The sequence below is a fragment of the Caulobacter sp. HJHS_5 genome (assembly GCF_056683955.1).
The window spans coordinates 161,332-180,801 of record NZ_JBWZNC010000007.1 but is presented as its reverse complement, the minus strand read 5'-3'; the positions used below and the strand labels follow the sequence as shown (position 1 = coordinate 180,801).

The following is a 19,470-nucleotide window of genomic DNA, read 5'->3' as shown; positions in this document are numbered from 1 at the left end:
GCTGACCCAGGGTCAAGTTTTGCCGCCGTCGCCGGGCGGCGCTAGGCTCGCCGCAACGAGAGGAAGCGTCCGCATGAGCTACAAGGCCCCGATCCGCGACATCCTGTTCAGCCTGCGGGGCGCAGGCCGGTTCGACCGTCTTTCCGACGCGTTCCCCGACGCCGACGCCGACACCGTCCAGGCCATCCTCACCGCCGCCGGCGAGTTCGCCGCCGACGTCGTCGGCCCGCTCAACCAGTCGGCCGACCGCGAGGGCGCCCGCTATGAGAACGGCAAGGTCACCGCCCCCGCCGGCTTTGTAGACGCCTATCGCCGCTTCAGCGCCGACGGCTGGAACGGCCTGGCCGCCCCGGTCGAACACGGCGGCCAGGGCCTGCCCAAGACCCTGGAGGCAGCGATCTTCGACATGATCCAGGCCGCCAACCTGGCCTTCGGCATCTGGCCCACCCTGACCCTGGGCGCCATCGAGGCGATCGACGTCCACGGCTCCGAGCGCCAGAAGGCGCTCTACCTGCCCAAGCTGGTCAGCGGCGAATGGCCGGGCACCATGAACCTGACGGAGCCGCAGGCCGGCTCCGACCTGGCCGCCCTGCGCACCCGCGCCGAACCTGACGGCGAGGGCGGCTACAAGCTCTATGGCCAGAAGATCTTCATCACCTGGGGCGACCAGGACGCCACCGACAACATCCTGCACCTGGTGCTCGCCCGCCTGCCCGACGCGCCGGAGGGGGTGAAGGGCATCTCGCTATTTCTGGCCCCCAAGGTTCTGGTCGGCGAGGACGGCGCGCTGGGCGAGCGCAACGCCCTGCGGGTCGGCGGCATTGAGCACAAGATGGGCCTGCACGGCTCGCCCACCTGCGTGATGCTGTATGAGGGCGCCAAGGCCGAATTGGTCGGCCAGCCGCACAACGGCCTGGCGGCCATGTTCACGATGATGAACGCCGCCCGTCTGATGGTCGGCGTGCAGGGCGTCGGCATCGCAGAACGCGCCTATCAGCGGGCCCTGGCGTTCTCGCAGGAGCGGCGTCAGGGCCGCTCGGCCTGGACCGGCGAAAACTACGCGCCGATCTTCGACCACCCGGACGTGCGCCGCACCCTGATGCTGAGCAAGGCGAAGATCGAGGCCGCGCGCGGTCTCTGCTTCGCCACGGCCGTCTGCGCCGATCTCGGCCGCGCCTCGGCCGATCCGGGCGAGCGCGAGGCAGCCCGCGCCCGCGAAGCCCTGCTCACCCCCATCGCCAAGGCCTGGTCGACCGACATCGGCGTCGACGTGGCCTCGGCCTGTCTGCAGGTGCACGGCGGCATGGGCTTCATCGAGGAGACCGGCGCGGCCCAGTACTATCGGGACGCCCGCATCATGCCGATCTACGAGGGCACCAACGGCATCCAGGCCATCGATCTGGCGGGCCGCAAGCTGGCCGACGGCGGCGCGGCCATGGCCGACCTGATCGCCGAACTGCGCGGCGAGGTCCAGGCGCTGGATGGCGATCTGGCCGGCGTGAAGGCCCGCCTGCTGGCCGGCGCCGACGCCCTGGAGGCGGCGACCACCTGGCTGATCGCGCATCGCGGCGCGCCCGACGCCCTGGCCGGGGCGACGCCGTTCCTGCGTCTGGCGGGCGATGTCGTCGGCGGTTGGATGCTGGCGCGGGGAGCGCTGTTCGCCAACGCCGACGCGGGTCCGGACGACGCTGCCTGGCGCGCCTCGAAGACGGCCCTCGCCCGCCTGTTTTCCGAGCAGATTCTGACCGGCGCCCCCGGTTTGGCGGAGGCTGTGAAGCAGGGGGCCGCGGAACTGGCTGAAACGGGCGCCGATGTACTCGGCGCCTGAGCACGGCCGCTCGACGGCGGCCTAACTGTATGCAATATGCAGCCCTGACCGCCCCCGGACTCAAAACCAAGAAAACGCCCGGCCGGCCAAACGCTCTCAACCGGTTCCTTAGGGGGAAACCATGAAGTCCAAGCTCGCCCTTCTCTCGGCCGCGGCTGTCGCCGTCGGCGCCATGGCGATCGCGCCGCACCTGATGGCTCAGCAGCCGGCCCGTCCGCCGGCCGCCGCGGGCATCCCGGAAACGCCGCGCGACCCGAACGCCTTCCCGCGCATCCAGGGTCAGAACGTCAACGGCATGCACGTCTATCTGCGCGCCGGCCTCAAGACCCACGGCGAAGGCGAGCACGACTATCCGCAGTTCCTGGCCGACTACTCGAAGATCCTCACCGAGCACGGCGCGGTGGTCGACGGCTCGTACCACTTCCCGACGGCCGAGGAGCTGAAGGATGTCGACGTCATCGTCATGTACAAGGGCGACACCGGCTACATGACCCCGACCGAGAAGGCCAATCTCGAGGCCTATGTGAAGCGCGGCGGCGGCATCGTGGCCCTGCACGACGCCATGTGCGGCCCGGACCCGGAATACTACGCCACCATCCTCGGCGGCGCTAAGAAGCACGGTCAGGTGAATTTCACGCTGGGCGCCAACTTCGCCTACACGGTGGTCGACAAGGCCAGCCCGCTGATGAAGGGCGTCAAGGACGGCGACGCGGTCTTCGACGAAGCCTTCTACGCCATGACCTGGGCCAAGAGCCCTGAGATCCACGTCCTGGCCACCACCGTGATCCCGGACACCCCCTCGGCCCGCAACGGCGTGGGCGGCAGCGCCGTCGGCAAGGTGGTGCCCCAGATGTGGACCTATGAGCACACCCTGCCGGGCGGCCAACCGGCCCGCTCGTTCGTCTGGATGCAAGGCCACACCTACAAGAACCTGACGACGCCGGAGTACCGCGACATGGTGCTGCGCGGCATCGCCTGGGCCGGCAAGCGTCCGAACGTCGACGAACTGGTGGACTATAAGCCGCCGGCCCAGCCGCAACGGGCTCCGCGCCCGGCCGCCGGCTGATCGGGGCCCGAGGAGCCGTCATGAACCTCAGATCTGCTCTTCTCTGCGCCGCCCTTCTCGGCGGCGCAGCCTTTGTCGCGCCGCAACTGGTGGCCGCCCGCCAGGCTCCCGCCGCCGCGCCCGCCCAGGGTGGCCAGGCTGCTCGCCCGGCGCGTCCGGCGTTCCTGCCGCCAAATCCCAACGAGGCGGCGCCGCGCATCCCGGGTCAGAACCTGCAAGGGACGCACGTCTACATCCGCGCCGGCCTGAAGACGCACGGCCCAGGCTTCCACGACTATCCGCAGTTCTTCGCCGACTGGTCCAAGCTGCTGACGGAAAAAGGCGCGGTGGTCGACGGCTCGGTGCACTTCCCGACGCCGGACGAGCTGAAGAACACCGACGTCATCGTCATGTACAAGGGCGACACCGGCTACATGTCGCCGACCGAGCGGACCACGCTCGAGAACTACGTGAAGCGCGGCGGCGGCATCGTGCTGCTGCACGACTCCATGTGCGGTCCGGATCCGGTCTGGTACGCCGAGATCCTGGGCGGCGCGAAGCGGCACGGCGAGACCAATTTCTCGCAGTTCGCCATCAAGTACGACGTCAAGGACAAGGCCAGCCCGATCATGAAGGGCTTCGTCGACGGCTCGGTCCTGCAGGATGAAGCCTTCTTCAAGATGACCTGGGCCAAGGCGGGTGTGCACGCCCTGGCCACCACCACCTTCCCGACCAATGAGAACACCACCCGCGTGGGCTCGGCCGGGCAGACGGTGCCGCAGATCTGGAGCTATGAGCACACCCAGCCGGGCGGCACGACGACGGCCCGCGCCTTCGTCTGGATGCAGGGCCACACCTACTCCAACATCTCCAACCCGCAGTACCGCGACCTGGTGCTGCGCGGCATCGCCTGGGCCGGCAAGCGCCCCAATGTCGACGAGCTGGTCGACTACAAGCCGCCGGCGCAACCGGCGCGCGGTCCGCAGACCGAGGCCGACCGCGCCATCGCCGGCCAGTAGCGGCCGCGAAGCCCCTGAAACGACGAAGGGCGGGAAGCGCGAGCCTCCCGCCCTTTTTTCATGTCGATCAGGCGCGTCTTAGAGGTGTGCCAGCATGTAGTCGGCCGAGGAAACCTCGAACTGGCCGGCCTCCTCGACGTTCAGCGCTTCCACGACGCCGTCGTTGACGACCATCGAGTAGCGCTGCGAACGCGGCCCCATGCCGAACTTTGAGCCGTCGAAGTCCAGGCCGACGGCCTTGGAGAAATCGCCGTTGCCGTCGGCCAGCATCAGCACTTCGTCGCTGATGCCCTGGTCCTTGGCCCAGGCCTTCATCACGAAGACGTCGTTGACCGAGACGCAGGCGATCGTATCCACGCCCTTGGCCTTGATGTCGCCGGCGTGATCCTTGAAGCCCGGCAGGTGGCGCGCCGAGCAGGTGGGAGTGAAGGCGCCGGGCACGGCGAACAGCACGACGCGCTTGCCCTTGAAGATCTCGTCGCTGGTGATCGGCTGCGGGCCATCGGCGCCCGGGGTCATGAAGGTGGCGGAAGGCAGCTTGTCGCCGACTTGAACGGTCATGGGAGTGCTCCTGGCAAGCCGGCCCTGCGCCGGTCTGTCGCAGATAGTCGGGAACTGAGGTTCGGCCAACCGTACTGTCTTGAAACTGCCGCTTCGGGCGCCGATCCTCTTGATATGGACACCAACGTCTCGCTGACCGGCCAGTTGCTGATCGCCATGCCGGGGATCGAAGAACCTTTCGAACGCGCCGTGGTCTATATGTGCGCCCACGACGACGACATGGCCATGGGCCTGGCGGTGAACCAGCCCGTCGAGGGTCTGAGCCTGGCCGACCTGCTCTCCCGGCTGGATGTCGAGAACGCCATCCGCGCCCCGGCCGGCCTGGTGCTGCTGGGCGGACCGGTGGAGCGCGAGCGCGGCTTCGTGCTGCACACCGACGATTTCGACAGCGCCGGATCGACCCTGGCCATCGGCGGCGGCCTGTCGCTGACCACCACCCGCGACGTGCTGACGGCCATGGCCAACGACAGCCTGCGCCCGCGCCGGTCCTTGCTCGCGCTCGGCTACGCCGGCTGGGGCGCCGGCCAGATCGAGCGGGAGCTGCGCGAAAACGTCTGGCTGGTGGCCGAACCCGACGACGAGATTCTGTTCGGCGACGATCATGCCCACAAATGGGAGCGCGCCCTCGCCAAGCTGGGCATCGACCCCAGCCACCTGACCGCCGCGGCCGGAAGGGCGTAACAACACCCTGGGTTTATCGATGCGAAGGGTTCGCGCGCGACCCCTTCGCACGTGCAAAAAATTTCGCCGCGCGTTCGAAAATCTTTCACGCACCTGCTCCACAGGCGAGCCCGACCAGATCGGGGGAACCGCCATGACCAAGACCCACTTCAAGGCCGCGCTCTGCGCCTCGGCGACGTTCGCCATCGCTGTCGCCGCCACGGCGGTGCGCGCCCAGGACACCGGCGCGGTCGAGGAGGTGATCGTCACCGGCACGCGCGACGCCAATCGCACACCCTTCACCACCCTGGCTCCCGTCGACGTGCTGAACGCCCAGACGCTGCAGGCCTCGGCCACCGCCCAGCTCGGCGAAAACCTGGCTCAACAGATCCCGTCGTTCATCGTCCAGAAGCTGCCGACCTCGGACGGCCTGCAGTTCATCCGCCCGGCGACGCTGCGCAATCTGTCGCCCGACCAGACCCTGGTGCTGGTCAACGGCAAGCGCTTCCACCGCTCGGCCTTCCTCGGCGCGCGCGGCGCCCAGGGCCCCGACCTGGCCCAGATCGTCACCTCCGCCGTCGGTCGCATGGAAGTGCTGCGCGACGGCGCCTCGGCCCAATACGGTTCGGACGCCATCGCCGGGGTGATCAACATCCTGCTCGACGAAAAGCCCGGCTTCACCGCCTTCGCCCAGACCGGACAGTTCTACGAGGGCGATGGACAGACGAGCCGCGTCGGCGGCCGCGCCGGTTTCGCCTTCCCCGAGGGCGGTCACGCCTCGGTGACCTTCGAGATGGCCGACCAGGGCCTGACCTCCCGCAGCCGCCAACGCCAGGACGCCATCGATTTCGCCAACGCCCACCCCGGCATCGCCATCGACAACCCCGTGCAGCGTTGGGGCAATCCCGATCTGACCACCTATCAGCTGGCGGCCAACGCCGCCCTGCCGGTCGGTCGCGCCGAGCTCTACGGCTTCGGGACCTTCACCTCCACCGAGGGCATGAACGACATCAACTGGCGCAACCCGGATCAGAACCCGGCCATCTATCGCGCCACCGCGGTGTTCCCGGGCTTCGATCTGCGCACGATCTATCCGGGCGGCTTCACCCCGATCGAGGGCATCAAGGCCCGCGACTTCCAGACGGTCGGCGGCCTGCGCCTGAAGGACAGCGACATCTTCACCTGGGACGCCAGCGTCTCCTACGGCCAGAACGCCAGCCGCTTCATCCTGAACAACTCGATCAACGCCTCCATGGGGCCGGACAGCCCCCGCAACTTCTACCTCGGCCAACTCAAGCAGACCGAGGTCAACGGCAACCTCGACGCGGTCTGGCGCGTGCCGGTGGGTCTGGCCGAGCCGCTGAACGTCGCCTTCGGGGCTGAGAGCCGCAAGGAGACCTACACGATCAATCAGGGCGACCCGGCCTCCTACGCCGTTGGCCCGGGCGCCTCGGCGGGCCTCGCGCCGAACTCCAACGGCTTCCCGGGCTTCGGGCCCACCCAGGCCGGCGAATGGGATCAGACGAGCTACGCCGGCTATCTCGACGTCGAAGCTCAGTTCACCGAACAGTTCAGCGCCGGCGCGGCCATCCGCTACGAGGACTTCTCCGAGTTCGGCGACACCGTGAACGGCAAGGTGGCGGCCCGCTACCAGTTCTCCGACGGCGTCGCGGTCCGCGCCTCCTATTCGACGGGCTTCCGGGCTCCCACGCCGGGGCAGCTGAATTCGACCAGCACCTCGCAGGGTCTCGACACGGTGACCCTGCAACTGTTCACCTCCGGCCGCCTGTCGCCGATCAGCCCCGTGGCCGCCTTCCTCGGCGCCAAGCCGCTGCAACCGGAAGAATCGGACACCCTGACCGCCGGCCTCGTGTGGCGCACGGACATGGGCCTGTCGGGCTCCCTCGACGCCTACCGCATCAATGTCGACAAGCGCTTCTCGACCTCGCCGACCGTGACGGTGACTCCCGCCATACGCGCCCAGCTGATCGCCCAGGGCGTGCCCGGCGCGGAGTCCTTCACCTCGATCAACTGGTTCACCAACGACTTCGACACCCAGACCTCGGGCATCGACGCGGTGGTCAACTACAACCACGACCTCGGCCCGGGCCGCATCGCCCTGATGGGGGCCTACAACTACAACAAGACCGAGGTGCGCAGCGGGAACCTGAGCGGCAGCGCCACTCAGAAGCTCCTGTTCGAGGAGTCGCGTCCGAAGCACAACGTCACCGCCTCGGCGACCTACACCATTGGCCCCATCGAGTTGATGAGCCGCGCCCGCTACTACGGCGAGTGGACCGACAGCACCGGCAACGCCACCGGCGAGATCTTCCAAGCCTTCGGCGCCATCACCCTGGTGGACGTGGCGGCGACCTGGACGATCAACCCGAACGTCAGCCTGCGCGTGGGCGCCGAGAACGTGTTCGACACCTATCCGGACGAGGCGGTCTTCCAGGCCAGCCGCGGCCTGGTCTATTCCCGGAACGCGCCCTACGACACCAATGGCGGCCAGTATTACGCGCGGCTGAACCTGCGCTTCTGAGGACCTGCGATGCAGCGGATCGAAGGCGGAATCTCCCGGCGCGGCCTTCTGGCGGTCGCCGCCGCCGCGCCCGCCGGGGCGGCCCTCGCCGCCGTCCCCGCACCGGACGACGCTGCGCATTGGGCCAAGGTGGCGGCGCTCTACGACGCGCCGCCTCCGGGCGTGGTGCAGTTGGAGAACGGTCACTTCGGAGCCATGGCCCGCGCCACCCGCGCCGCCTTCGAGGCCCATACCGCGCGGGTGAACCGCGAGACGACGCTTTACACGCGCGGCGCGGTGAACCGCGACCTCGCGGCGGTACGCGCCAAGGCCGCCAAGCTGCTCGGCGTCGACGCCGACGAGATCGCCTTCACCCGCGGCGGCACCGAATCCATGCAGGTGCTGATCGAGGGCTACAACCGGCTGCGGCCCGGCGACGCCGTGCTCTACGCCGACCTCGACTACGACAGCATGCAGGCCGGCGTCGAAGGCCTGGCCCGCAGCCGGGGCGTCAGGGTCATCCGCATCGACCTGCCGGAGCCGGCGACCAGACAGTCGCTGATCGACGCCTATGACCGGGCCTTGCGCGCCGACCCAACCATCCGCCTGGTGCTGCTGACCCACCTGTCGCATCGCACGGGCCTGATCCCGCCGGTGCGGGAAATCACCGCCCTGGCCCGCTCGCGCAACGCCGACGTGCTGCTCGACTGCGGCCACGCCCTCGGCCAGACCGAGTTCGCCCTGCGCGACCTCGGCGTCGATTTCGCGGGCCTCAACCTGCACAAATGGATCGGCGCGCCGCTGGGCGTCGGGGTGGTCTACATCCGCAAGGCGCGGCTGGCCGCCATCGATCCCTCGCCGCTGGAACTGGCCTATCTGAAGCCGGCCGAGGCCGACCGCATCGACCTGCGCATCCACACCGGCACCACCAACTACGCCGCCGTGCTGGCCGTATCGGACGCCATCGACGTGCACGAGAGCATCGGCGGGGCCGCCAAGGCCGCCCGCCTGCGCTGGCTGCGCGACCGCTGGGTGAAGCAGGTGCGCGGCGTACCCGGCATCGAGGTGTTGACGCCGGACGATCCGGAGCTGCACGCCGGCATCACCTCGTTCCGCCTGACCGGCAAGACCAGCATGGCCGACAACGAGGCCCTGCGCCGACGCCTGTTCGACCAGTACAGGATCTTCACCATCGAACGGGCCGGGCCGGCGCGCGGCGCCTGCGTGCGCGTGACCCCGTCGTTCATCAATACGGCGGAGGACATGGACGCCCTGGCCAAGGCTCTGCGCAGCCTGGCTTGAGCCCTACGGGCCGAGCAGGGCCGCCACCGGCTGGCTGGCCGCGTGCGGCGCGGTCAGAGGCCCAAGCCCGAGCGCGGTGGAGACCTTGTCGTCCCAGCCATAGGGATCGTCCGTGAAGGCCAGCTTGCCGCTCGGATCCCGATAGGCGGTGGTGTAGAGCAGCCGAACGGGAATCTTTTCGCCGAGCGCCACCGTGCCGGTCTCGCCGGTCGCCAGGGCCTTGTCGAAAGCCTCGACGCGCCCGCGCTCCTTGGCCAGGAACCGCGCGAACTCGACGGCCCGCTCCACGCGGGCGCAGCCGTGGCTGCGATGCCGCTCCGCCGAGGCGAACAGCGCCTTGGCCGGCGTGTCGTGCAGGTAGATCGCATGCGGGTTCTGCATGTCGAACTTCACCAGGCCGAGTGAAGAGTCGGGGCCCGGCAGCTGGATCACCTTGCCGTCCTGAACGGTCATCCGCTCCGACGCCATGTAGGCCTCGCCCTTCGGCAGGATCTCCTTCTCGGCGATGCCGGCCGGCACCACCCACGGCGGGTTCACCACCAGCTGGTCGAAGGCGCCGAGCAGTTGCGGGGTCTGGCGCTCGGAGTCCGGATCGCCGACCACCACCCGGCTGGCCCAGACCGACGCGCCGTCGTGCAGATAGACCATCTCGGCCGAGGCGATGTTGACGTCGATCCGGGTGTCGGGAACCTCCCTCGGCAGCCAGCGCCGCCGCTCGAGGTTGACCGCCAGCCGCTTTGCTCGCAACGCCGTGGCGTCGTTCATCACCTTGAGGGTCGCCTCGTCCGGCTGACCGGTCACCGGCAGCTTGGCGGCTCTCTGGAGGTTCCGCAGCGCCCCCGCCAACCGATCGTCGAAAGCCGCGTTCCTCACCGTCGCCTCCGCCGGCAGGTAACCCCCGCCGTGCAGCCAGGCCGCGACCGCGTCCACCCGCGCCCCGCCGTCGCCGGGCTGCAAGGGCGGCCCGCCGGTGATCGGATCGGCGGCCAGGTCGTGGTAAGCGATGTAGGCGTCGGATAGCGCGCGATACTCATCGTCCTGCGGCGCCAGTCCCTCGACCCAGCGCTCCACGTCGTGGGTCCGCAGGGCTTCGGCCAGACCGCCGACGATGTCGGTCGACGGTCGTTCGATGGCGTAGACCTTGAACAGCTTGCGCGGATCGACCGCCCCTCGGGCCAGGGCCTCGGCGTAGTTGAGCGCCGCCAGGGTCAGTTCGGCGTCCCGCTCGGCCGGGTTGCTCGCCTCGCGGATCAGGCCGGTGAAACGCGAGCCGTCCAGGCCATGGCGGGGCGCGTCCTTGAGCGCATCGAGCAGCGCGGCGGCGTCGCGCTTCGACCAAGCCGCCCGCCACTGGCGCGCCTCGTAGAACTTGCGCACCGCCGGGTCCTCGGCGGCGGATTTCAGCGCCCCGGCCGAGACCGCGGGCGGCCCCTCCCCGAACGACGAGCCCACGCGGTCGCATCCGCCGACGAGGATCAGCACGCCCAGCACGGCTGAGAGCGCGGTCAGGCGTTGCGATGGGCGGGGGCGACGGGAGGACGGCGGCTGCGGGAGCTCAAGCGGGGTCAGGCACATGCCGAAGGAAGGCTCGCGCCAAGGCTTAGGTTCCATTTGCGACCAGGAAAGGGGTCTACCGACGCCATGACCTCATCTGGCCTCTACAGGCCTTAGGCGTGCTTGCGCAGCGGGGCGGCGCCGTCGGCGTAGGCTTCGTTGAGATAGACCTCGGCTTCCGAAGGTGAGAGCGCGGGGGCGTAGCCGTAACCCTGGCCATAGTCGCAGCCGAGATTGAGCAGGCGTTCGGCGAGGCCGGCGTTCTCCACCCCCTCGGCGACCACCTTCATGTTCAGTTCGCGGCCGAGTCCCACGACCGAGCGGACGATCTTGGCCGAGGCCTCGTGCGTGGTCAGGGTCTTCACGAAGTAGCGGTCGATCTTCAGCGTGTCGAACGGCAGGCGCGACAGGTAGGACAGGGCCGAGTGGCCGGTGCCGAAGTCGTCGACCGACAGGCCCGCTCCGGCCCTGCGCAGGGCGGCGAGCACGGCGCCGGCGCGATCCGGATCGCGCATGATGTCGCTCTCGGTGACCTCCAGCCGCAAAGCGCCTGGAGGCAGGTCGTGCTCGGCCATCACCTGGGTGACGTCTGCGATCAGGTCCGGCCCCTCGATCTCGCCCGCCGAGAGGTTCACCGCCACGCTGAGGTCGCCGGCTGCGGGGTGGCGCTGACGCCAGGCCGCGATCTGGGCGCTGGAGGCGCGCAGCATGTAGCGGCCGAGATCGGCCATCAGGCCCATTTCCTCGACCAGCGGCAGGAAGTCGTCCGGGGGGATGACGCCGCGGCGGGGGTGGCGCCAGCGCGCCAGGGCCTCGAAGCCATAGAGCGCGCCGTCGGCCAGGCGCACCACCGGCTGGTAGAAGGGGCCGATCTCGCCGCGATTGATCGCCCCGCGCAGATCGCTTTCCAGGGCCAGCCGCGAAAGGCCGTCGCTCTCCAGGGTGCGTCCATAGGCGGCGACGCCGCCGGGGCCGCCTGAACGGGCCGCCTCGACCGCCAGCTCGGCGCGACGCAGCAGCTCGGCGGCCTCCGGCGCATCCTCGCCTCCATCGGCGGTGACGGCCCCGATGGACAGCGTCGGGTGGATGTCGAAGCCCGCGATGCGCAGCGGCTTCTCCAGCGCCGTCCGAAGCGTCTCCGAGGCGGCCGGACAGCGGACAGGATCGATCAGCACCGCGAACTCGTCCTCGCCCACGCGGCCGGCCACGGCGTCTTCCGGAAAGGCGGCGGCGAGGCGCGAGCCGAGCGCGGCCAGCACCAGATCGGCGCGCTCATGGCCCAGGGCGTCGTTGAGGCGGCTCAGGCGGTCGAGGTCGGCGGTGACCAGCACGTGGCGGCCGGCGCGCTGCAGGCGTTCGCGGGCGGCGGCCAGGAAGCTGCGGCGGGCCAAGAGACCGGTCAGGGCGTCCCTGTCGGCCGGGATGAAGCGCGATTCGAGGGCGGCGACCCCGGCGGCGCGAACGCCATCCTCCAGCCAGACTCCGCGCCACAGGCAGGCCTGGCCGCCGCGCATGGTCAGGCGCACGTCGATCGGGGAGCCTGGCTCGCGCACGCGCAGCAAATCCTCCGCCAGGGCGCGCTCGTGCGGCAGGGCCAAGGCGCGCAAGGCGGTGGACGAGCACTCCGGGGCGAGCGGACCCAGTCCCATGGTCTTGGCGGCGCCCGACAGGCGCAGGCGATCCTCGCCCGGCTCCCAGGTCCACAGCAGGGTCTCGGCGGCCCCCAGCGCCTCAAGCACCATGGCCGCGTCCCAGAAGCGGTTATTCGACTGCGGCAGCGACATGCCGTCCGGTTCCGCGCCGTGCAGCGGCGCCCTCTTGTTCAGCCGATCACATCCCGCCGTGTGAGCGTATCCCGAACAGGCGATGGTCTCTCCATTCGCCGTTAATTTTCAGATAACCCTGGGCATATCCCTCCTCGTCAAACCCCGCCTTCAGCAAAAGATTCGCCGAGGCGTGATTATCGGGGATGCAGGCGGCCTCCACGCGGTGCAGGCCGAGCGGTCCGAAGGCGAACCGCAGCACCGTCTTCACCGCCGCCGACATATAGCCCCGGCGCTTGTACGGCTCGCCGATCCAATAGCCGAGCGTGGCGGTCTGGCTGACGCCGCGCCGCACGTTCGACAGGCGGAGAGACCCCACCAAGGCGTCGTCCTGGCGGAAGATGAAGAAGGCGTAGGCCTCGCCGAGATCGAGTTCGCGACGATAGGCCGCAAGCCTCCGGCGGAAGGCGAGCTTGGTCAGGTCGTCGGGCGCCCAGCTCGGCTCCCACGGCTGCAGGAAATCGCGCGACTGTTCGCGCAGGGCGCGCCAGGACCGGTAGTCGCCCCAGCGCGGCAGGCGCAGACGCACGCCATCGCCCTGGAGAACCGGGGGCTCCGTGGCGGATGTCCAATCAAGCAGGGCCAAGCAGGGCTCCCGACGGCCGAGGCGTTCAGCGGACAGACTAGCCGAACAATGCGCGATCGAACACGCCCGCGGCCTTCAGCGCCGATTTCGCGCCCAGCACAGCGCCCGCGCTGGCCCGCGGTTCCAGCAAACGCTCACCGAGGCGGGCGATGTCGGCCGAAGTCACCGCGTCGATGGCCGCGGCCAGTTCACCTGGGCCGAACGGACGGCCGAACAACAGCGCCTGACCGGCGGCGGCCTCGGCGCGGTGCAGGGGCTGCTCGCGGGCCATGAACAGGGCGGCCTTCAGCTGCGCCTTGGCGCGGGCCAGCTCCGCCTCATGAATGTCGGCCGCAAGGGCCTTCAGCTCGCCCGCCGCGACGCGGGCCAGCTCGGCGGCGTCACCCGCCGCGCAGCCGGCGTAGATGCCGAGCAGGCCGACATCGGCGTAGGTTTCGGCATAGGCGTCGATGGCGTAGGCGAGGCCCCTCGCCTCTCGCGCTTCCTGGAACAGGCGGGAGGACATCCCCCCGCCCAGGGCCTCGGCGAAGATGCGCAGGGCGAAGTAGTCGGGATCGCGTGCGCCGGGAGCGGCCAGCAGCAGCACGACGTGGGCCTGCTCCAGACGGCGCGACTCGCCGGCGTGACCGGCGGTGAAGACGGCGGCGTCCGGCGGGGGGCGGTCGGCGACGGCGGCGAGATGGCCGAACTCGGCCTCGGCCAGGCGCAACAGTTCGTCCTCGTCGACGGCGCCGGCGGCGCTGACCACCAGCCGGTCCGGGGCGTAGAGATCGGCGCGCCACTCGGCGAGGGCGGCGACGTCGGCCGGCTCCAGGGTCTCGACCGAGCCGAGGATTGGTCGGCCCAGCGGCTGGCCGGCGAAGGCCGCGCCCTGGGCGAGATCGAACACCAGGTCGTCGGGCGTATCGGCGGCCTCGGCGATCTCCTGGGCGATGACGGCCTTTTCCTTGGTCAGGTCTCCGGCGTCGAGCGTCGGGCGCAGCACCAGGTCGGCGCAGACCGAAAGCCCCAGCGGCACCCCGCCCGCCAGGGCGCGGATCTGGAAGCTGGTCCGCTCATAGCCGGTCGCGGCGTTGACGCTGCCGCCCTCGGCCTCCACCGCCTCGACGATGTCGCGCGCCGAGCGTCGGCCCGCGCCCTTGAACACCATGTGTTCGAGGAGGTGCGACCAGCCGTTGCGGGCGGGGTCTTCGCTGCGGGCGCCCCGGCCGGCGACGACGGACAGGGCCAGGGTCTCCAGGCCCGGCATCGGATCGCAGAGCACCCGGACGCCGTTGGCGAGGGTATGCAGCCGGGCGGTCAATTCGCGGCGAAGGCCCGGACGTAAGCCTTCACCGTTTCGGCATCGGCCGGCAGGCGATCGAAGCGCTCCGAGCGATCCGAATGGTCGGCGACGCCGCGGGGCATGCGCGGGGCTTCGCCGAGCGTGGGCGTGACCGTCTCGGGGAATTTGGCCGGGTGGGCGGTCGACAGAACCACCAGCGGCGTGGCCGGGGTCGGCGGGCCGGCGCGGCGGGCGGCGGCGACGCCGACCGCGGTGTGCGGGTCGATCATCTCGCCCGTCTCGTTCATCACCGAGACCATGGTGCGGGCCACCTCGTTCTCGTTGACCGAGACGCCGCGGAACAGGTCGCGCATGGCGGCGAAGGCGGCGGGCGGCAGATCGAGCACGCCGGTTTCGGCGAAGGCCTGGAAGGCGCGCGCCGTCTCCAGACCATCGCGGCGAACACACTCGAAGTAGAGACGCTCGAAGTTGGAGGCGATCTGGATGTCCATGGCCGGCGAGGTGGTGTGCGCCACCTGGCCTCGGGCGTAGCGGCCTTCCTCGAAGGCGCGGGCCATGATGTCGTTATCGTTGGTGCCGACCACGATGCGCGAGATCGGCAGGCCCATGGTCCTGGCGACATAGCCGGCGAACGCGTCGCCGAAATTGCCGGTCGGCACGGCGAAGGCGATCTCGCGGTGCGGCGCGCCCAGGGCCGCGGCGGCCGTGAAGTAGTAGACGCACTGCGCCGCGATGCGGGCGAAGTTGATCGAATTGACGCCGGACAACCGCACGGCGGTGCGGAAGTCGTCGTCGGCGAAGCTGTCCTTCAGGATCGCCTGGCAGTCGTCGAATGTGCCCTGCACGGCCACGCAGCGGACGTTGGACTCGGTGGCGGCGGTCATGAACCGGCGCTGGACCTCGCTGATCCGACCTTCGGGGAAGAGGGCGACGATGCGGGCGTTGGAGCGGCCGCGGAACGCCTCGACGGCGGCGCCGCCGGTGTCGCCCGAGGTGGCGCAGACGATGGTCATCGACTGGTTGCGCTGGGCGAGCACGTGGTCGTAGAGCCGCCCGAGCAGCTGCATGGCCACGTCCTTGAAGGCCAGGGTCGGGCCGTGGAACAACTCGAGCAGGAACAGACCGTCGGTCAGTTGCTTGACCGGCGTGACGGCGGCATGGGTGAAGCTGGCGTAGGCCTCGCTGCACAGCTGGTCGATCACGTCCGGCTCGATCTCACCGTCGGCGAACTTGCCGATCACGGCCGCGGCGACCTCGGCGTAGGGGCGGCCGGCGAAGGCGGCGATTTCCTCACGGGTGAAGGTCGGCCAGGTCTCGGGCACATAGAGGCCGCCGTCGGGCGCCAGTCCGGCGAGAACCGCGTCGAGAAAGCCGATCGCCGGCGCGCGGCCGCGGGTGGAGACGTAGTTCATCGGAAAATCGTCAGGCCTTTGGTGCGGGCGCGGGTCGCAGCCTGCGCCAGAGCATGGCGGCATAGACGCAGGCCAGGGTCGCGGCAAGGCCGAACCAGGTCAGGGCGTACTCGAGATGCCGGTTCGGAATGTCGGCGGGGACCGGCGCGGGGACCAAGGCCGCCCACTCCGGATTGCTGGCGGTCTCGGCCAGCAGGAACAGCGGCGCGGGCCTGGCGGCGCCCAGGGGGCCGGCCATGGCGGCCGCGTCGCGCGTGTAGAAGCGGCGGTGGGCCGGATCGTCCGCCGGAGCGGCCCAGCTGCGCGGGTCTGGCTTGCGCAGCACGCCGACGATGCGGAGCGGGGTGCGGTCGGCGGCGTCCACCGGCGGGCGGGCGCTGATGGTGTCGGCCACGAAGCCGCGGTCGATCAGCACGCTGTCGTAAGCCCCACCGGCTGGCAGGGCGCAGGCCGAGACGATGCGCGAGCCGGCCTCGCCGTCGCGCAGGGCGTAGAGCTCGGCGAAGGGCGCCTTGGCCAGGCCGGGGCAATCGACGCTCACGCGGGTGAAGTCGACGTCCCCGCCGGCCGCGGCCTTGGCCAGCACGGCCTCCAGCGGCTGGGCGGGCGCGGACTGCAGCGCGGCGATGCGGGCGAGCAGGTCTTCCTTCCAGGCCAGGCGCTTCATTTGCCAGCCGCCAAGGACCAGCAGGATGCCCAGGCAGATGGCGACCGCGATAGTCAGGCCGACCGGGAAGCCGCGCGGATTGGCCTCAGACGTCGCCACGACCAGCCTCCGAGGCGTGATTGTGGAACTGGGCGGCGACCAGCAGCCCCTTCATCGGCCGCAACAGGGCGACGCAGAGCAGCACGGTCAGCGGCAGGAGGACCGCCAGGTGCACCCAGACGGGCGGGTGATAGGCGACGTCGACGAACAGGGAGCCGAAAGCCATCAGGAAGCCGACGATGATGATGAACACGGCCGGACCGTCGCCGGAATCGGCCTTGGCCAAAGGAAAGGCGCAGCCGTCGCAGGCCGGCCCGATACGCAAAAAGCCGGCGAAGAGCCGGCCTTGCCCGCAGTTGGGGCAGCGGCCGGCGAGGCCCGCGAGATAGGGCTTCGCCGGCGATGACGACACCTTAGTGACCGGACGTGCCGAAGATCACGTAGATGAAGGCGAACAGGAAGAGCCACACCACGTCCACGAAGTGCCAGTACCAGGCCGCCGCTTCGAAGCCGAAGTGCTGCTTCGGGGTGAAGCCGCCGCCCATCAGGCGCAGCAGGCAGACCAGCAGGAAGATGGTGCCCAGCAGCACGTGGAAGCCGTGGAAGCCCGTGGCCATGAAGAAGGCCGAGCCGTAGAGGCCCGAGTTGGTGGCTTCTTCCGAGAAGAAGGCGTTCTCGTGCAGGATGTGGCTGTACTCGTAGGCCTGGATCGAGGTGAACAGGACGCCGAGGGCGACGGTCAGGATCAGGGCGAACTTGGCGCCCTTGCGGTCGCCTTGCTGCAGGGCGTGGTGCGCCCAGGTGACGGTGGTGCCGGAGAGCAGCAGGGTCAGGGTGTTGACCAGCGGCAGGTGCCAGGCGGGAACCAGCTCGACGCCCTTGGGCGGCCAGGCGGCCCAGGCGTCGCGCACCTCGGCGATGGCCGAGAGCGTGCGATGCTCATGGAACAGGGCCATCTCGAAGAAGATCCAGAACCACGCCACGAAGAACATCACCTCCGAGGCGATGAACATGATCATGCCGTAGCGAAGGCCGATGGAGACCACCGGGGTGTGATCGCCCTGGTTGGCTTCCTTGATCACGTCGGCCCACCAGAGGGTGGCGACGGCCAGCAGGCCGACCAGACCGGTCGCGAAGAGCCACCACTGGCCCTTCTCGATGCCCAGGGCGCCCTTCATCCAGACCACCAGGCCCATGAACATCACGGTGGCCGACACCGAGGCCAACAGGGGCCACGGGCTCGGGTTCACCAGGTGGTAGTCGTGCTTCACGCCTTGGGCCATGAGCCTCTTTCGTCCCCTCGCTCGCCACGGGCCGGGCCCGTGGATGAATACGCTCGTGCTATAGCCTCGCCGCCGCGCTTCCGCCAAGAGGCGGAACCGCTGCGACGCGCTTCGCTTGCTCAGTTTCTTGGGCCTTTTCCGCCGCCGCCGTGGTCGCTGCGTCCTCGTCGGTGGGGAAGAAGGTGTAGGACAGGGTGATCTCGGCCTTGCCCTTGGTTTCGAAGTCTTCCGCGTAGCGCGGGTCCACGAAATAGACGACCGGGAATTCCTTGGTCTCGCCCGGCTGGATCGTCTGATCCGTGAAGCAGAAGCATTCGAGCTTCTGGAAATAGGCTCCGGCCGATTCGGGCACCACGCCGTAGGAGGCGCGGCCGGTCCACGGCTTGGTTCCCTTGTTGGTCACCTTGAAGAACGCGAGACCCGTGTCGCCGATCTTGATCGTCTGGCTCAGCTGGTCGGCGGTGAACGCCCAGGGCAGGCCGCGGACGTTGGTGTCGAAGCGTACGTCGACCGTCTTGTTCAGCACCGTGGTCGGCGCGACCTCGGCCTTGCGCACGGCGCCGTCGAAGCCGGTCGCCTGGCAGAACATCTTGTAGAGCGGCACGGCGGCGAAGGCGGCGCCGACCATCAGGACGAACACGCCGACGAGGATCAGAGCCAGTCGGCCGTTGCGGGGCGAAGGGGCGAGAGAGTCGGACATGGCGCCCTCAGAAGTGGCCGGCGGGCGTGCCGCGGCTCATCTGGTAGAAGCTGACGACAAACACCAGGATCACGAAAACGCCCAGAGCCACGCCAAGCGCGATGTTGCGGCCGCGCCGCGCCTTGGCGAACTCTTCGCTTTCGCGCTTGGGATCGCTCATCGGACAACTCCGGCCAGCATGTTCAGCGCCGGCCAGCCGGCGGCCGCCTCGACCAACAGCACCGCGAACAGGCTGAACAGGTAGAGGATCGAATAGGCGAACAGGTTGCGCGCGTCCTTGGCGCCGGCCTTGACGTCATAGAGCCCGTCGTCGCGGCGGTCGTCCGGGGCGTCGCCGGCGCGGCTGCGGAACACGCGCCAGGCCATCAGCAGGAAGCCCAGGCCGCCGAGGCTGGAGACCGCCAGATAGAGCGCGCCGCCGAGGCCGGTGAAGGCGGGGGCGATGGCGATCGGCACGAAGACCAGGCTGTAGAGCAGGATTTGCAGGCGGGTGTTCCTGGCCCCCTTGGCGACGGGCAGCATCGGCACGCCGACGCGGGCGTAATCCTCGCTGGTGTAGAGCGCCAGCGCCCAGGAATGGGGCGGCGTCCACATGAAGATGATGGCGCACATCAGCCAGGCGTTGAACGGCGTCGCGCCGGTGACCGCCGCCCAGCCGATCACCGGCGGCAAAGCGCCGGCGAGGCCGCCGATGACGATGTTGAGCGGCGTCGAGCGCTTGAGCCACATCGTGTAGACCACGGCGTAGAACAGGATGGTGAAGGCCAGCAGGCCCGCGGCCAGCCAGTTGGCGGCCATGCCCATCAGCATCACGGCGAACAGGCTGAGCACCACGCCCAGCGTCAGGGCCTCGGCGCCCTGTATCTTGCCTGAAGCGACCGGGCGGGTGCGGGTGCGCTTCATCACCGCGTCGATATCGGCGTCGAACCACATGTTCAGCGCGCCGGAGGCGCCGGCCCCGACGGCGACGCACAGCACCGAGATGGCGGCGATCACCGGATTGATCGGGGTGCGGGCGGCGACCAGCCCGGTGAGGGCGGTGAACACCACCAGCGACATGACGCGCGGCTTCAGCAGCTGGACATAGTCCTGCCAGCGCGCCGGCCGAGCGGCGGCGGGCGATGAAGCGGACGATCCCACTGGGGCGATGGCGGCGTCGGTCATGGTCTTGGGTCGCGGCATCCA

Annotated in this window: 18 protein-coding genes; 6 read left to right on the top strand and 12 right to left on the bottom strand. The window is 69.6% G+C overall.

Annotated features, from left to right (window positions below):
* The first annotated feature begins 73 nt into the window (after nucleotides 1-73).
* From ACFLIT_RS14955 to ACFLIT_RS14945, 3 genes are all read left to right on the top strand, one after another.
* Entirely contained in the window at nucleotides 74-1,828 is a 1,755-nt protein-coding gene (locus ACFLIT_RS14955; RefSeq protein WP_479912049.1) for an acyl-CoA dehydrogenase family protein, read from the top strand.
* 121 nt (nucleotides 1,829-1,949) lie between these two features.
* Nucleotides 1,950-2,894, top strand: a complete 945-nt coding sequence (locus ACFLIT_RS14950) for a ThuA domain-containing protein (protein ID WP_479912048.1) — start codon at nucleotides 1,950-1,952, stop codon at nucleotides 2,892-2,894.
* A 20-nt stretch (nucleotides 2,895-2,914) separates the two neighbouring features.
* Nucleotides 2,915-3,892, top strand: coding sequence for a ThuA domain-containing protein (locus tag ACFLIT_RS14945; RefSeq protein WP_479912047.1), 978 nt, complete (start codon nucleotides 2,915-2,917; stop codon nucleotides 3,890-3,892).
* Nucleotides 3,893-3,970: 78 nt separating this feature from the next.
* On the opposite strand, the gene ACFLIT_RS14940 is transcribed toward ACFLIT_RS14945, so the two are convergent.
* On the bottom strand, nucleotides 3,971-4,453 hold the full coding sequence (locus ACFLIT_RS14940) for a redoxin family protein (RefSeq protein ID WP_479912046.1): 483 nt from the start codon (nucleotides 4,451-4,453) through the stop codon (nucleotides 3,971-3,973).
* 114 nt (nucleotides 4,454-4,567) lie between these two features.
* Here ACFLIT_RS14940 and ACFLIT_RS14935 point away from each other — a divergent pair, with 114 nt between their 5' ends.
* From ACFLIT_RS14935 to ACFLIT_RS14925, 3 genes are all read left to right on the top strand, one after another.
* Nucleotides 4,568-5,134 carry a YqgE/AlgH family protein gene (locus tag ACFLIT_RS14935; protein ID WP_479912045.1) on the top strand — a complete coding sequence of 189 codons (567 nt, stop codon included), beginning with the start codon at nucleotides 4,568-4,570 and terminating at the stop codon, nucleotides 5,132-5,134.
* Between the two features lie 133 nt (nucleotides 5,135-5,267).
* On the top strand, nucleotides 5,268-7,655 hold the full coding sequence (locus ACFLIT_RS14930; protein ID WP_479912044.1) for a TonB-dependent receptor plug domain-containing protein: 2,388 nt from the start codon (nucleotides 5,268-5,270) through the stop codon (nucleotides 7,653-7,655).
* Between the two features lie 9 nt (nucleotides 7,656-7,664).
* Entirely contained in the window at nucleotides 7,665-8,936 is a 1,272-nt protein-coding gene (locus tag ACFLIT_RS14925; protein WP_479912043.1) for an aminotransferase class V-fold PLP-dependent enzyme, read from the top strand.
* A gap of 3 nt (nucleotides 8,937-8,939) precedes the next feature.
* Here ACFLIT_RS14925 and ACFLIT_RS14920 read toward each other — a convergent pair whose 3' ends face one another.
* From ACFLIT_RS14920 to cyoE, 11 genes are all read right to left on the bottom strand, one after another.
* The gene (locus ACFLIT_RS14920; RefSeq protein WP_479912042.1) at nucleotides 8,940-10,511 is read right to left on the bottom strand and encodes a L,D-transpeptidase family protein; all 1,572 of its coding nucleotides are present in this window, start codon (nucleotides 10,509-10,511) and stop codon (nucleotides 8,940-8,942) included.
* 92 nt (nucleotides 10,512-10,603) lie between these two features.
* Nucleotides 10,604-12,274: a putative bifunctional diguanylate cyclase/phosphodiesterase gene (locus ACFLIT_RS14915; RefSeq protein ID WP_479912041.1), complete on the bottom strand. Its 1,671-nt coding sequence runs from the start codon at nucleotides 12,272-12,274 to the stop codon at nucleotides 10,604-10,606.
* A 46-nt stretch (nucleotides 12,275-12,320) separates the two neighbouring features.
* Nucleotides 12,321-12,899, bottom strand: coding sequence for a GNAT family N-acetyltransferase (locus tag ACFLIT_RS14910; RefSeq protein WP_479912040.1), 579 nt, complete (start codon nucleotides 12,897-12,899; stop codon nucleotides 12,321-12,323).
* Nucleotides 12,900-12,936: 37 nt separating this feature from the next.
* The gene (locus ACFLIT_RS14905) at nucleotides 12,937-14,202 is read right to left on the bottom strand and encodes a M16 family metallopeptidase (RefSeq protein ID WP_479912039.1); all 1,266 of its coding nucleotides are present in this window, start codon (nucleotides 14,200-14,202) and stop codon (nucleotides 12,937-12,939) included.
* A complete protein-coding gene (gene thrC, locus ACFLIT_RS14900; RefSeq protein ID WP_479912038.1) occupies nucleotides 14,199-15,596 on the bottom strand; it encodes a threonine synthase in 1,398 nt (465 codons plus the stop codon). The genes ACFLIT_RS14905 and thrC overlap by 4 nt, the downstream gene beginning before the upstream one ends.
* Nucleotides 15,597-15,606: 10 nt before the next feature.
* Nucleotides 15,607-16,362 (bottom strand): SURF1 family protein, encoded by a 756-nt coding sequence (locus tag ACFLIT_RS14895; protein WP_479912037.1) that lies wholly within the window; start codon nucleotides 16,360-16,362, stop codon nucleotides 15,607-15,609.
* A complete protein-coding gene (locus ACFLIT_RS14890; RefSeq protein WP_479912036.1) occupies nucleotides 16,349-16,714 on the bottom strand; it encodes a DUF983 domain-containing protein in 366 nt (121 codons plus the stop codon). Before ACFLIT_RS14890 ends, ACFLIT_RS14895 begins: the two co-directional genes overlap by 14 nt.
* 1 nt (nucleotide 16,715) lies before the next feature.
* The gene (locus ACFLIT_RS14885) at nucleotides 16,716-17,585 is read right to left on the bottom strand and encodes a cytochrome c oxidase subunit 3 (RefSeq protein WP_479912035.1); all 870 of its coding nucleotides are present in this window, start codon (nucleotides 17,583-17,585) and stop codon (nucleotides 16,716-16,718) included.
* 58 nt (nucleotides 17,586-17,643) lie between these two features.
* Nucleotides 17,644-18,285, bottom strand: a complete 642-nt coding sequence (locus tag ACFLIT_RS14880; RefSeq protein WP_479912034.1) for a cytochrome c oxidase assembly protein — start codon at nucleotides 18,283-18,285, stop codon at nucleotides 17,644-17,646.
* A 7-nt stretch (nucleotides 18,286-18,292) separates the two neighbouring features.
* Nucleotides 18,293-18,445, bottom strand: a complete 153-nt coding sequence (locus tag ACFLIT_RS14875) for a hypothetical protein (RefSeq protein ID WP_479912033.1) — start codon at nucleotides 18,443-18,445, stop codon at nucleotides 18,293-18,295.
* On the bottom strand, nucleotides 18,442-19,449 hold the full coding sequence (gene cyoE / locus ACFLIT_RS14870; protein ID WP_479912231.1) for a heme o synthase: 1,008 nt from the start codon (nucleotides 19,447-19,449) through the stop codon (nucleotides 18,442-18,444). The genes ACFLIT_RS14875 and cyoE overlap by 4 nt, the downstream gene beginning before the upstream one ends.
* Nucleotides 19,450-19,470 lie beyond the last annotated feature (21 nt).